The 13789-nt window shown below is 38.1% G+C and carries 11 protein-coding genes; 10 read left to right on the forward strand and 1 reads right to left on the reverse strand.

Going from position 1 to position 13789, the window contains the following annotated elements:
* Nucleotides 1–754: 754 nt before the first annotated feature.
* Together BKP57_RS14655 and rsgA are read left to right on the forward strand one after the other, a co-directional pair.
* Nucleotides 755–1579 carry an aldo/keto reductase gene (locus BKP57_RS14655; RefSeq protein ID WP_050351366.1) on the forward strand — a complete coding sequence of 275 codons (825 nt, stop codon included), beginning with the start codon at nucleotides 755–757 and terminating at the stop codon, nucleotides 1577–1579.
* A gap of 560 nt (nucleotides 1580–2139) precedes the next feature.
* Nucleotides 2140–3207 carry a ribosome small subunit-dependent GTPase A gene (gene rsgA / locus BKP57_RS14660; protein ID WP_072741832.1) on the forward strand — a complete coding sequence of 356 codons (1068 nt, stop codon included), beginning with the start codon at nucleotides 2140–2142 and terminating at the stop codon, nucleotides 3205–3207.
* Nucleotides 3208–3343: 136 nt separating this feature from the next.
* On the opposite strand, the gene BKP57_RS14665 is transcribed toward rsgA, so the two are convergent.
* Nucleotides 3344–3892: an HD domain-containing protein gene (locus tag BKP57_RS14665; RefSeq protein WP_072741833.1), complete on the reverse strand. Its 549-nt coding sequence runs from the start codon at nucleotides 3890–3892 to the stop codon at nucleotides 3344–3346.
* 684 nt (nucleotides 3893–4576) lie between these two features.
* On the opposite strand from BKP57_RS14665, the gene fni reads away from it, so the two are divergent.
* The 8 genes from fni to BKP57_RS14710 all read left to right on the forward strand — a co-directional run bounded on the left by fni (nucleotide 4577) and on the right by BKP57_RS14710 (nucleotide 13272).
* Complete coding sequence (fni, locus tag BKP57_RS14675) at nucleotides 4577–5632, forward strand: type 2 isopentenyl-diphosphate Delta-isomerase (protein WP_072741834.1); 1056 nt, start codon at nucleotides 4577–4579, stop codon at nucleotides 5630–5632.
* Nucleotides 5633–5996: 364 nt separating this feature from the next.
* A complete protein-coding gene (locus BKP57_RS14680; protein ID WP_072741835.1) occupies nucleotides 5997–6446 on the forward strand; it encodes a DUF2188 domain-containing protein in 450 nt (149 codons plus the stop codon).
* 420 nt (nucleotides 6447–6866) lie between these two features.
* Nucleotides 6867–7688 carry an MBL fold metallo-hydrolase gene (locus BKP57_RS14685; RefSeq protein ID WP_232231430.1) on the forward strand — a complete coding sequence of 274 codons (822 nt, stop codon included), beginning with the start codon at nucleotides 6867–6869 and terminating at the stop codon, nucleotides 7686–7688.
* Between the two features lie 500 nt (nucleotides 7689–8188).
* Nucleotides 8189–8914 (forward strand): DsbA family oxidoreductase, encoded by a 726-nt coding sequence (locus BKP57_RS14690; RefSeq protein ID WP_072742445.1) that lies wholly within the window; start codon nucleotides 8189–8191, stop codon nucleotides 8912–8914.
* A 440-nt stretch (nucleotides 8915–9354) separates the two neighbouring features.
* Nucleotides 9355–10308, forward strand: coding sequence for an ABC transporter permease (locus tag BKP57_RS14695; RefSeq protein WP_050351359.1), 954 nt, complete (start codon nucleotides 9355–9357; stop codon nucleotides 10306–10308).
* Nucleotides 10298–11248, forward strand: coding sequence for an iron chelate uptake ABC transporter family permease subunit (locus tag BKP57_RS14700; RefSeq protein WP_072741836.1), 951 nt, complete (start codon nucleotides 10298–10300; stop codon nucleotides 11246–11248). The genes BKP57_RS14695 and BKP57_RS14700 overlap by 11 nt, the downstream gene beginning before the upstream one ends.
* The gene (locus BKP57_RS14705; RefSeq protein WP_050351357.1) at nucleotides 11242–11997 is read left to right on the forward strand and encodes an iron ABC transporter ATP-binding protein; all 756 of its coding nucleotides are present in this window, start codon (nucleotides 11242–11244) and stop codon (nucleotides 11995–11997) included. The genes BKP57_RS14700 and BKP57_RS14705 overlap by 7 nt, the downstream gene beginning before the upstream one ends.
* 309 nt (nucleotides 11998–12306) lie before the next feature.
* A complete protein-coding gene (locus BKP57_RS14710) occupies nucleotides 12307–13272 on the forward strand; it encodes a siderophore ABC transporter substrate-binding protein (RefSeq protein ID WP_050353433.1) in 966 nt (321 codons plus the stop codon).
* Nucleotides 13273–13789 lie beyond the last annotated feature (517 nt).

Consider the following 13789-nt stretch of genomic DNA (forward strand, 5'->3'; position numbering starts at 1 on the left):
CAAACAGGAGGTGAGGTAGATGAATCAAACTGGTAGCGTAACGAAAATACAAGCATATCTTTATATTCGTTATGCAATTTTTTCCAATAATTCAAATGACGAGATACGTCTGTTCTTTTATTATTCAAAATAATGGAAAAAATACCAGTAAGAGACATCTACCTACCTGACGGATTAGCATGCATATAGATAGTGCAGAGGAGTGCTATACGATTCATGCTGTTTAAAGACGTAAGGGGATAAGCTCTTCTTATGTCTTTTTTGTACTATAGAAAAGTATAAAATGAGGTCTTGGGGATAACGAAATAACCGAATAGCCACGTCTGGCGCATGAGCCCAGCAACGATGCGACTTTAGAAATGCGCCCTACGATAAGGCCTCATCGGTTCGTCGCTAAGAGGAAGACCGACTAAAAACGGGCTTTTCGCCCAGACGTCGGCATACCCCTGTTTTAGTGGGATGATTCCTTGATCCCGTAAAAAGGCGTTGTAGACTCCCACTTCAAGAATGGAAGCGGTAAGCTAAACAAGTCGAAGTGGGAGGTAACAGCACCCGATTCGTTCAAGGGCCTTTAGGTCATACCCTGGTGGTACTAACAATCAGCGGGGATGAAGAAAACCCCGCTGATGGAAGGTTCACTTTATCTTTAGTTGATTCGTTCCATTCGCTACGTTGCTAAACGGGCGCCCCGAGCCTTTGTTCATGATATCAACTGTGATACTATAAAATTATCTAAATAGAGAGGGGCAAAACAATGCAGTATATTACATTGAACAGTGGCTTACGTATGCCGCAGCTCGGTTTTGGTGTGTGGCAAGTACCAGATGAAGAAGCAACGGCAGCAGTTGAAAAAGCACTTGAAACCGGTTATCGCTCCATTGATACGGCTAAAATTTACGAAAATGAACGTGGGGTAGGGAAAGCGTTAGCTAACAGCTCTGTTGCTCGTGAAGATTTATTTATTACAACAAAGGTTTGGAATAGCGATCAAGGCTTTGAGAACACGCTTCGTGCTTTTGAAGAAAGTCTAGAAAAGCTTGGATTAGATTATGTAGACTTATATTTGATTCATTGGCCAACCCCGGAATATGACCAATATGTAGAAACGTACAAGGCTTTGGAAAAGTTGTACCAAGACGGACGAGCCAAAGCAATTGGAGTTTGCAATTTTAATATGGAACATTTGCAGCGATTAATGGACGAGTGTGACGTTGTTCCAGCAGTCAACCAAGTTGAATGCCATCCTTATCTACAGCAAAAAAAATTAAAAGATTTCTGCGACCAGCATCATATATATATGGAAGCTTGGAGTCCGTTAATGCAGGGTGGGAAGGTGCTTCATGACGCGGTTATTACAAAAATTGCTGAAGCGCATCAAAAAACACCAGCGCAAGTTGTACTGCGTTGGCATCTGCAAGCAAATCACATTGTTATACCGAAATCTGTCACACCATCTCGTATTGAGCAAAATTTTGCAGTGTTTGATTTTGAACTTACAACAGAGGAAATGGCTGCTATTGCTGAAATAGACCGCGATGAACGAACAGGCCCTGAACCGAGTGAAATGAATATGCGATAAACGAAAAGCTGTCTCTTACGTTAGTTATTAACGTTGAGGCAGCCTTTTTGTATCCAAAGCTGTTCGTAATTTCCTGTGAATTGGTTAGCGAAGTAACCTGTTGTTTCAGCGCGTGCCATTTTAAAAAATATAATGTGAACCGCATAACTTAAACTACAATGTTGTCCTCTTTATATTGCTAGCTTCATTTGTTTAGAAAAAAGTTGTCACGTGAAAAATTTTGTGTGCCTATGGAACTTTACAAAAAGGTATGAAATAAGCTATAACATAGTTAGGGTTTAATATGCGTTGTTCTATTTTGAAAGGAGTGATGTTTTATGCGTGTAGTATTAAAACGAATAAACATAAACAAAATGGAGGAACGGTCGGAATAAATGGTATTCGCTTTCCTCCAAATCATGAGATGTTCAAAATTCAGTGAAAATGTGTGTCGAATTTTTCACAGCTTATTTTCTAGAGTACAGATAGCCTAATATGGGAAGTACCGCTAGAAGTAAATATGTCGAATGTTTCGGTCCATTCTCCTTTTTGAACATCCATTCCTAAGGAGGAAAATATAATTGAATAAATTAGTGACACTAGGATGGAATGAAAATTTTTTCAAAACGGATGATCCAGCTATTATTGCCCGGGTAATAACAGTTCAAAGAAGTAGTTACCGGATTTCAGATGGTGAAATGGAGTACCTTGCTCACATAAGTGGAAAGTTTTTAAATAAGGCAAATAACCCAATGGACTTTCCTACAGTTGGTGACTGGGTTGTTGTAGATAAACTGAAGTTGGAGCAAAAGGCGGTTATTCATCAAATTTTGCCAAGAAAGAGTCAACTCGTTCGACAAGCGGCTGGGAGTAAAACCGAAGCTCAACTAGTTGCAGCAAATTTAGATACAATATTCATCGTAAGTTCACTAAATGATGATCTTAATATACGTCGTATGGAACGATATATTGTAGCTGTTTATGAAAGTGGCGCCTCCCCTGTTATCGTTTTAACGAAAAAAGATGAATATCCGGAAGAACAGTTGCCAGAGTTGATTTCTCAAATGGAGTCAGTTGCTATCGGTATCCCTATTATAGTTGTAAGCAGTGTTACAGGAGAGGGAATACAAGATTTAAGGGCATACTTGAATCCTGCTGAAACGGTTGCTTTAATAGGTTCTTCCGGAGTAGGGAAATCTACCTTAGTGAATGTTCTATTAGAGCAAAATGTACAGAAGACAAAAGATATACGATCAGATGATAGCAGAGGGAGACATACAACAACCCACAGGGAAATGTTTGTGTTAACGAATGGTTCATTGTTAATTGATACTCCCGGAATGCGTGAACTACAGCTGTGGGACGGAGAAGAGGCTGTAGATGCAGCTTTTGAAGATGTAGAGGATTTTGCTAGCGCCTGCTTTTTTAAAGATTGTCAACATGATACAGAACCTGGCTGCCGTGTGCGGGAAGCTCTTGACTCTGGGGAACTGTCGCAGGAACGTTTTGATAGTTATCAGAAACTATTACGAGAATTGGCATTTGAAAAAAGAAAGCAAGACCAAAAAGCCCAGCTTGAAGAGAAAAATAAGTGGAAGCAGCGGTCTGAAAATGCAAAAGCTGCCTACCAACAACGTGGATTTAAGTAGTTGTTTTATGTAAGAGAATAGCTGAGATTATTTGTGGCCCCCATAGGTTTGAATTGGGGGCTTGTATTACAGGGGCTGTTCTCATTAGCAAAAAGCTGGTTTATGTAATAATATATAACACTTTCCATTTAATAATTTAACACTTAGAATGAAAGACACGGGATACTGTATCTTCATAGTGTTTAAAAAAAGATGGGGTTTCCTTTGGGGAGACCCCATCATACATAACTGCTGCAATTGATTGATAATACCACTTCTGTTTGTCAACAGGAGCGTTAAAGTTATCCCATATGGCATCTCCAAGTAATTTCAAGTCTTCCTCAATACTTAATAAATTATCTAATTTGTCTGCAACAATTAATTGCTTTACTTCCATATTCGAAGTTTGCAGTACATGAATTGTATGCTGTTTGCGCTTCTCCCAAGGTAAAGATTTATTTTCAGTATGCGCACATACTAGAAAAGTAATGTGTTTTCCAAATCGTGAGGCAATATCTTGTATGGTATATGAAGTATCTTCAACAACATCATGTAAATAAGCCGCACAGACAACTTCTTCGCTGCAACCAGCCTCTTCAAGTATATTTGCAACACGAATAGGGTGGGTAATATATGGCATTTTTGAATTTTTTCTAAATTGTCCCTGATGTGCTGTAGTAGCAAAATCTTTTGCGTTTTGTTTCATGAATCAATTCCTCCTGCTTATATTTCATGGTTAATTCAGATGTTATGATTTACGCTTTAGTATGGAACAACAAGTCTAGACATAAACCAAATTAGGAGTAGCGGAATTCCAGTAATTTCTGCTCCACACAAGTGTTCCAAATCACTATTTAAGGAAGTGTACGTTTAAAATAAAGATGTTGGGCGCGATATCGAAATTGTATCACTGTTGTTCTGGCAGAGGTTTTGCCAACCTGCGCATAAAATGCTCTCTATTGAGCAAGTGGTAGGTTAGCTCAAGCACCCAAGACCCAGACCGAGCTAGTGCCCAAGCAAGATTGGGCATAGAAGTACCTAAACCTATCGAGTACCGCGCTAAACCGAGCCAGTGCCACACTAAATCAATCATAGATACTTCCTAGGATGAGTAGCACGCCAACACTAGCATATGCAGCTTCATATCGATCATTGCAAACTGAAAAGCAAGCATCCTACGTTCAGAACGATTTAAGTCCACATTTGCCTTAGCTCTATAAGCCATATTCAATTCCAACTTCATCAAAATTTCAAGGCGTCTTTCCCATTATACAATGAATCTTGATTCGGCGTTTGCTGGGACAGAAAGTTTCTTAAATCGTCACAGTAAGTTTTGTGTCTAAGTTATGTTATCATAAGAAGCAAGGTCGGAAAATTGGAGGTTCTTAGCATGGAAGAGGGAATTAATCTTAGAAAAACCGAGCATATTCAGCTTTGCTTAACAGAGAATGTAGAAGGTGTAAATAAATCAACAGGATTAGAAGGTATATCATTTATACATAACGCCCTTCCAGAAATTAATTTTGCTGACATTCAAATAAGCACAAGCTTTTTAAATAAACCATTGCAAGCTCCGTTTTTGGTAAGCTCCATGACTGGAGGGTCGGAGCTGGCGGCAAAAATCAATCAGAATTTAGCACTGGCTGCTGAAGAGAAAGGCTGGGCTGTTGCTCTTGGTTCAACTAGAGCTCTGTTAGAAAGTGATGCTCACCAGTCATCTTTCTTAATTCGAAAGCAGGCTCCAACCGTTCCATTAATTGCTAATTTAGGCGCAGTGCAATTAAATTATGGTTATGGCGTTGAGGAAGCACAGCGTATTGTCGATATGACGGAAGCCGATTCGCTCGTTCTCCATTTCAACAGCTTGCAGGAGGCAGTTCAAGATGGCGGGGATTTAAACTTTGCTAATTTATTGCCAAAAGTTGAAGAAATTTGCCGTAATTTAACTGTACCAGTAGGCGCTAAAGAAGTGGGGTTTGGCATCGATGGATTTGTAGCTGAAAAGCTGTATAGTGCCGGAGTAGCATATATTGATGTAGCTGGAGCCGGTGGAACGTCATGGAGCCAGGTGGAAAAGCTACGTTCACAAGATCCACTTCGAAAAGCGGCAGCAGAAGCATTTAATAATTGGGGGCTGCCGACAAAGGATTGTATCGTATCGGTAAGAAATAAACTACCACATACGCCGCTTGTAGCAAGTGGAGGAATGAAAACAGGTGTTGATGCTGCAAAAGCAATTACGATTGGAGCAGATGTCATTGGATTTGCCCGTCAACTGCTACAGGCAGCAACCGAATCGGCTGAATCAGTCATCACAACAATGGAACAAATAGAATTAGAATTGAAGATGGCTATGTTTGGGATTGGAGCAGCGTCATTAGAAGAATTAAAAAAAACGAGGCGCGTATCCATTATGGGCAGGTCGTTATTAGAACAGAACAGCTAGTTGCTTGGCAACTGGCTGTTTTTTTGATTGTATAGGAAACTATAAAATGAGGTGCTTGTAGATAACGAAATAACCGACTAGTCACGTCCGGCGCAAACGCCAGCAACGATGCGACTTTAGAAATGCGCCCTACGATAAGGCCTCATCGGTTCGTGGCAAAGAGGAAGGCCGACTAAAAACGGGCTTGCCGCTCAGGCGTCGGCATACCCCTGTTTTTAGTGGCATGATTCCTTTATCTTTAGTTGATTTGTTCCATTCGCTACGTTGCTAAACGGGCGCCCCGCGCCTTTGTTCATCTTGTGTTTTTTAGCTTCTTTAGTCGGGTAACTATACAATAAGCAATTCTTGAGAGGAGTGAAACTTTATGGCTTGGACTTTACAAGATTATCCTGCTTCGATGAAAAATTTAAATGAAGTAACGAGAAAAAAAGCAATTGATATTGCTAATTCCATGCTTGACGAGGGTTATGATGAAAATAGGGCTATTCCGATTGCTATCGAACAAGCGAAGGAATGGCGTAAGAACGCCAGTCAACAAGAAGTAGAAACATACAAGCAAACAGGGAAACCAACGAAACGCTCTGCAGAAGGAAAGAAATATGATAATAATCCCGAGCGGTTAGAGGAAGGAGAACATATTGTTAGTCATGAAGATGGCTGGGCTGTACGATCAAGCAATGGCGAAAAACCAAGTGCTGTTTATCAAACAAAAAAAGAAGCAGTGGAGCGAGGCAAAGAAATAGCAAGCAACAAAGGAACGTATCTCATCATTCATCGACAAGATGGGACGATTGAGGAGCGATATACGTACTAAAAAATGCCAACGATTTAGTGTTTTTCAGGGAATTACAAAATCAATAATAACTGTAAAATTTTTTGCACTGCACTAAAATGGAAAATCGCCGAAGTTCACAGTGGATTCGCTCGAAGTTTACAATTGCCTGCGTATTTAAAATTAAGTCGCCGAAGTAGTCTACAATTAAATTGCTAGTGCGTTTAAATTAAGTCATACAGTTTTTTCGCGAAGTTTGGATACCGCTTATGCAAAATAATAGTTAATCAAAATAAATAAGCTGACATACAAAAAGGATAGACTAATTTTAAAAATAACTGCTCACGTCAGAGTGGTTATTTTTTTTCGTGCGGTAGATACTAATATAGACGGTAAAAGTAAAGGAGGCAGATGAAAGTGGAACAAGGTTTTCACAAAAGAGAGCACGACAGGTTTATTCCAATGACATCGATCACAAGCGGTGGGGGGGTGCAGGTGAAATCAGATGTGTACTATTATACGGATCAAATGGTGAATATTGGATTTATCGGTTATCCGGAAAAAGGAGATTGGGTACTTGTAGATGCTGGATTACCTCATGCTGCACCTGAAATTAAATCTGTTGTGGTTGACCGATTTGGTAAAGGCAGTAAACCTGCAGCAATTCTTTTAACACATGCCCACTTTGACCATGTAGGCGGATTAGCGGACTTAATAGAAGAGTGGGATGTACCTATTTATGCACATCCAAAAGAATTGCCATATGTACGTGGAGAAAAAAGTTATCCAAAACCAGATTCAAGTGTGGAAGGTGGTTTACTAGCAAAAATTGCCGACCTTTATCCGAATGAACCAATTGATCTTGGAAATGCTGTACAGGCCCTTCCAGAAGATCATCAAGTTCCTCATTTAGACGGCTGGAAATGGATACATACACCAGGGCATACGCCTGGCCATGTATCCTTTTATAGAGAGAGTGATCGATTATTATTTTCAGGCGATGCGTTTATTACTGTTCGTCAAGATTCATTTTATCGTGTGCTTATGCAGTCTGCTGAAGTTAATGGACCACCTAGATATTTTACAACGAATTGGGACGAAGCGTATGAGTCTGTACGCAAATTAGCTAAACTAGAGCCAAGAGTTGTCGTGTCAGGTCATGGGGTCAGCATGAAAGGAGAAAAGCTCACAAAAGGCTTGAATAAGCTCGTCGAACATTTTACGGATATAGCTGTACCCGATCATGGGGAATATGTGGATAAAGGTAACAACTTATATCATTAAAAAGAACATCCAATTTATTCATTGTCTATCTACTCGGGTTTAACCCTAATAAAAAAACTTTGCGCTACCTTAGTTTTTAACCCTCTAGAGGTAATCAAGGTCATTATAGAAAAGATAATGCAACGATAAACAAAACCATTTTGTACGCGATTGGAAAATCTTTTATATGTCAAATATGCACATTCACTAATGTCGCCTTGTCCCTTGGTAACGTTGTACTCCTATTGCACAGTCGAAAATAATTTCATCGTTGGAGAATCAGCGTTTGCCATCGGTGAATAAGGCGCTGTACATTCATGGATTATTTTGTACGTGTAAAACGGGGGAATGTTTCCGTTGTAATTCCAAGCAAGCTATGTATGTCTTTAACAAGATGGGAAGGGAACGGTACCCTTTTGGACAGGATTTATGGAGATCTTCTTTCCAACAACTTCTATAGGCAGGATTGTTCATTCAATGGGAATAGCTATGCTACAATGAAATGGAAATGGGGTGTTGGTATGAAGATTGAGATATGGTCCGATTTTGTCTGTCCATTTTGTTATATTGGAAAAAGGAGACTGGAACAATCTTTAGAAACTTTTGCCAATCGGAATGATGTTACGGTAGAATTTAAAAGCTATCAGTTGGATCCAAACGCAGAAGAAAAACCGGATCAAAATATGTATGAATATCTTGCCAAAACAAAAGGGATACCAATAGAACAGGTAAAGCAAATGACTAAACAGATAGAAAAACAAGCAGCAGAAGCAGGACTAACTTACTGTTTTGATACGATGCAACATACGAATACGTTTACGGCTCATCGATTAGTAAAATATGCGGAACGTCACGAAAAAGGAAATGAATTGGCTGAGAAACTAATGCGCGCCTTTTTTACGGATTCTCAATTAATAAGTGATCATAACACATTGCAGTCAATAGCCACTGATGTAGGATTGGATAAAGAAGCAGTTGCTTCGGTGTTGCGCAGTAGTGATTACGCAAGAAATGTAAAAGCAGATCAAGAGCAAGCGAGGGAGATAGGAGTTCAGGGTGTTCCTTTCTTCGTTTTTAATGAAAAATACGCCCTCTCCGGAGCACAGCCAGTTGAAGTTTTTTCACAGGCACTTGATCAAGTTTGGCAAGAAGCACAAACCGAAAAGAAACTCCAATCATTGAACCCTAAAGGCTCTAAAACGACCTATTGTACAGATGAAGGCTGTTGTGAAATTGACGAAGAGTAGAGGGGAAGGGGATAAATAACTGGTAGTGAAGCTGTCTCATAACCCTCGCTACCAGTTATTTATGTGAAAAATTATCAGGAGCAGGAATGCCTTCTGATTACAACCTATGAAGCCTAAAATAACGGTGTTTTTTCTTGTGCATAAGCAAAAATGAAAACGGTTTTACATCGGCTTAACGTGTTAAGAAAATGTGTCAATCCAGTATTATTTCTATATGCTACTATCTGCAATCTACTGAATAATAAAAAATACGATGCATAAGTACGTCATATCACAGGTCAAAGTAAAAATAATATTATATTTTTTCATTGACGAAAAAGGCAAATCTGTTATACTGTTAGTTGAAGTTAATTGATAATGAATATCATTATTAATTATAATGAATCAAAGATAATAACGATTTTAAACAATACGGGGAAGTTGAAAGTGAAGGTCAGCCTATGAAAATACGTTACTTAGTGGTCATGTTGATTATACTTTCCTTTGTATCTATCTTTGTTGGTGTATCGAATATTTCTCCGTTAGATATATTTAATCTATCGGAGGAGCAGGCAAAAGTATTATTGATTTCAAGAGTCCCTAGACTTTTCAGTATTTTAATAGCTGGGATGAGCATGAGTATTTGTGGGCTAATTATGCAGCAGTTAAGCAGAAATAAATTTGTTTCACCCACAACAGCAGGAACATTGGATTCAGCAAGGTTAGGAATATTAGTATCAATGGTGCTATTTACTTCCGCTAATCCATTTGAAAAGATGCTTGTTTCATTTGCCTTTGCATTATTAGGTACATTTGCGTTTATGAAGATACTGGAAAAGATAAAATTTAAAGATGCGATATTTATCCCTTTAATTGGATTAATGTTTGGAAACATTGTTAGCTCTATGTCTACTTTTATAGCATATCGCTACGATTTAATCCAAAACATCTCGTCATGGATGCAAGGAGATTTCTCCATGATCATGACAGGGAATTATGAGCTCATGTTTGTCAGCATTCCAATTTTAATCGTTGCCTTTTTTTATGCGAATAAATTTACTATTGCTGGTATGGGTGAGGACTTTTCCAAGAACTTGGGATTAAATTATCGGCAGGTCGTCAATTTGGGACTTGTGATTGTAGCACTTGTAACCGCCTCAGTTGTCTTGGCAGTAGGAGTTATCCCATTTTTAGGTCTTATCATTCCTAATATTGTAACCATTTATCAAGGAGATCATTTGAAAAAAAGCTTGTTACATACAGCATTGTTAGGAGCAATATTTGTTCTCGTATGTGATATTATTGGCAGGGTTATTATTTATCCATATGAAATTCCGATTAGCTTGACGGTTGGGGTCATCGGTAGTGGATTATTTATTTATCTGCTATTTAGGAGAAAAAAATATGGGCTATAAAAAGAAAACACTGATTCTCGCATTAATCGCTATATTATTAACAATGCTCTATATATTTTATGATCTAACTGGGAACATAGGTTACATTTTACCAAGACGAATCATTAAAGTTGTTGCTATCTTGTTAACGGGTGCAGCAATTGGTTTTGCTACAACCATTTTTATGACCATTACGAATAACCGTATATTAACACCAAGTGTGTTAGGATTGGACTCCCTTTACTTACTAATCCAAGCATTTATTATCTTTGTAGTTGGAGCTAATTCATTGGTAATGATGAATAGTCATGTCAATTACCTCATATCAATTGGAGGAATGGTCGTATTTTCTTTGCTCCTATATCAGTTGCTATTTACAAGTGAGCAAAATAGTATTTATTTTCTTCTCCTTGTAGGAATGATTTTAGGTACTTTTTTCAGCAGCATCACTTCATTTATGCAGGTTTTAATTGATCCGAACGAGTTCATGGTAGCTCAGGATCGAATGTTTGCAAGCATTAACAATGTAAACACAGACTTAGTGTATATATCAATAGGGATTTTTGTTTTACTTATTGTATATCTGTTGCGTTATTATAAATACTTGGATGTACTAGGACTAGGAAAGGATAACGCAATTAATTTAGGGGTACCTTATGGGAAAGTTGTCAAGCATTTACTGGTTATTGTTGCTGTCTTTATTTCCATGGCTACAGCCTTAGTAGGACCATTGACGTTCCTCGGCTTACTTGTTGTCAATTTGGCATATGAATTTTTGAAGACATTCCGCCATTTCTATATTTTAATTGGCTCCATGCTTATAAGTATTATCGCTTTAATCGGTGGGCAATTTATTGTGGAAGAAGTATTTACCTTCGAAACAACGATTAGTGTCATCATTAACTTTGTCGGTGGTATTTACTTTATCTATCTTTTGTTAAAGGAGAATAAATCATGGTAGATATTAAAAATGTATTTAAGTCATTTAACCAGAAGAAAGTGATTGAGGATGTATCCCTGACGATTGAGAAGGGAAAGATAACTTCATTCATTGGACCCAATGGTGCAGGAAAGAGTACGTTGATCTCTATGGTTAGTCGCCTCATTACAAAAGATAATGGAGATATCTCGATAGATGGCAAAGACATCATGAAAACGAAAAATAACGAACTTGCAAAAAAGATATCCATTTTAAAGCAATCGAATTCTATTAATTTGAAATTAACGGTGCGTGAGCTCGTGTCCTTTGGGCGTTTTCCATATTCACAAGGTAAATTGAATAATTACGATTGGGAAAAAGTTGACGAGGCGATTGATTATATGGAACTTCGTGATATGCAAGATAAGTTTTTAGATCAGCTTAGTGGTGGACAACGGCAGCGAGCCCATATTGCGATGGTTATTGCCCAGGATACAGAGTATATATTACTAGATGAACCATTAAATAATTTAGATATGCGTCACTCCGTACAAATCATGAAGACGTTGCGTAATTTAGTGGATGAACTTGGAAAAACGGTATTAATTGTAATTCATGATATTAATTTTGCTTCCTGTTATTCGGACAATATTGTTGCTCTAAAGGATGGAAAAGTAGTCAAGCAAGGCAGAGCATGTGATGTCATTGATAAATGTGTATTAAAAGATATTTATGACATGGACATTGATATTAAAAATATTGATGATAAACGAATTTGTGTTTATTTTTAATTGCTTTGTGCTGCCAGAAGTGTGTCTTAATAATAACAAACAAAAATCCCCCATCATGATGTTGACCCCCAAGCCAATTCATGATGAAGGATAGCATATGTACCAATTGTAATGGATGTATCTCTAAAGGTAAATGATTTTGACTTCATTTAAGTTTCTATTGATATATGCTTGACTTAGCAGAAAACTTAAAAGTAAACAAATAAAACTGCGTGTCTGGAATAAAATACGAAATCTATTTTGGTTGTAATACTTATATAACGTGTTTGGTAATAAAATTGATGAAGAAAAAAAGGAGAATTTAATATGTTGAAAAAAACGTTATTCTTTTTATTCGCAAGTCTGCTTGTTTTAACTTTAGCTGCTTGTGGTTCAAATAGTGATGATAAAGAGAGCAGTAATAGTAAAGGGGCTGACTCCAAAGAGGCAGAAGCTGAAACGATCGAAATTAAGCAAGAGTTAGGCGACACAGAAGTGCCAAAAAACCCCGAAAAAGTAGTTGTATTTGACTTTGGTGTACTTGATTCATTGGATAAATTAGGAATTGAAGTTGCTGGTGTAGCAAAAGGTGGCGTAATCCCATCTTATTTAGAAAAATATGAAAGTGATGATTACGAAAATGTTGGAAGCCTAAAAGAACCTGATTTTGAAAAAATTGCTGAAATCGATCCAGATGTTATTTTTATTTCTGGTCGTCAATCTGCTGTCTATGATCAATTAGCAGAACTTGCTCCAACTGTTTTCTTAGGTGTAGATACAACGAATTATATGGAGTCCTTTAAAGCAAACATGAATACATTAGGAGAAATTTTTGATAAGCAATCGGAAATAGAAGAAGAGCTAGCTGCCATTGATTCATCTATAGAAGAACTAAATAAGAAAGCACAAGACATGGATCAAAAAGCGCTTATTACGTTAGCAAACGACGATAAAATTAGTGCTTATGGACCTAAGTCCCGTTTCGGAATCATTCATGATGTGTTTGGCGTACCAGCTGTAGATGAAAACATTGAAGCATCTACGCATGGTATGAATGTTTCCTTTGAATATGTGATGGAGCAGGACCCAGATTTATTATATGTTATTGACCGTAGTGCTGCCATTGGTGAGGAACCAGCAGCAAAGAATATTGTCGAAAATGATTTGGTAAAAGAAACGAAAGCATTTAAAAACGATAATATCGCTTACTTAGATCCAGAATTCTGGTATCTTTCAGGTGGTGGACTTGTTTCTGTTCAAGAAATGATTAAGGAAATAGATGCAACTTTAAAATAAAGCTATCCTTTAAAAAAAGGGCCCTGAATTATATTGGAGGCCACTGAAAATCTGATGATTTTTCAGTAGCCCTAGTTAAATCGCAGGGTTCTTTTTCATGGAAGATGATGTAATATTGCCACGTGAAGATGACCGTACCGATCATTTTACGGTGCAGACCAACAAATGTCTTGTCGGATTCTAGCACCCCAGTAATGCCACGTTGAAATTCAGCAACCCTTTTGATAAATCAAGCCATCGCCCAAAGTGGCGCATGGTAGCGTAAAAGTCGTGCACCGCATCAAAGTCGTGTAACCACATCGTAAAAGTCACGCACCACATCGAGAAAGTCGTGCACCGCATCGCAAAAGTCACGCGCCACAGCAAGAAAGCCGCGCATCACATCGATGAAGTTGTGCGCCGCAGCCGAAAAGTCGTGCTCCGAAGCTCAAAATTCATACGCCGCCAGTCTTTTTCTTATCGTAAGCGCTTGTTTGAATTGTATGTCGTATGTAGTGTAGAATAAATACAGAAGGTG

This window comes from Virgibacillus sp. 6R, assembly GCF_001895305.1.
Taxonomy (GTDB): Bacteria; Bacillota; Bacilli; order Bacillales; family Amphibacillaceae; genus Virgibacillus; species Virgibacillus pantothenticus.

What these genes read in the sequence shown, in the direction of transcription:
- BKP57_RS14655 (WP_050351366.1), top strand. Translation starts at nt 755, where the DNA reads ATGCAGTATATTACATTGAACAGTGGCTTACGTATGCCGCAGCTCGGT.
- BKP57_RS14685 (WP_232231430.1), top strand. Translation starts at nt 6,867, where the DNA reads ATGACATCGATCACAAGCGGTGGGGGGGTGCAGGTGAAATCAGATGTG.
- BKP57_RS14665 (WP_072741833.1), bottom strand. Translation starts at nt 3,892, where the DNA reads ATGAAACAAAACGCAAAAGATTTTGCTACTACAGCACATCAGGGACAA.
- BKP57_RS14695 (WP_050351359.1), top strand. Translation starts at nt 9,355, where the DNA reads ATGAAAATACGTTACTTAGTGGTCATGTTGATTATACTTTCCTTTGTA.
- BKP57_RS14690 (WP_072742445.1), top strand. Translation starts at nt 8,189, where the DNA reads ATGAAGATTGAGATATGGTCCGATTTTGTCTGTCCATTTTGTTATATT.
- BKP57_RS14680 (WP_072741835.1), top strand. Translation starts at nt 5,997, where the DNA reads ATGGCTTGGACTTTACAAGATTATCCTGCTTCGATGAAAAATTTAAAT.
- BKP57_RS14705 (WP_050351357.1), top strand. Translation starts at nt 11,242, where the DNA reads ATGGTAGATATTAAAAATGTATTTAAGTCATTTAACCAGAAGAAAGTG.
- fni (WP_072741834.1), top strand. Translation starts at nt 4,577, where the DNA reads ATGGAAGAGGGAATTAATCTTAGAAAAACCGAGCATATTCAGCTTTGC.
- BKP57_RS14700 (WP_072741836.1), top strand. Translation starts at nt 10,298, where the DNA reads ATGGGCTATAAAAAGAAAACACTGATTCTCGCATTAATCGCTATATTA.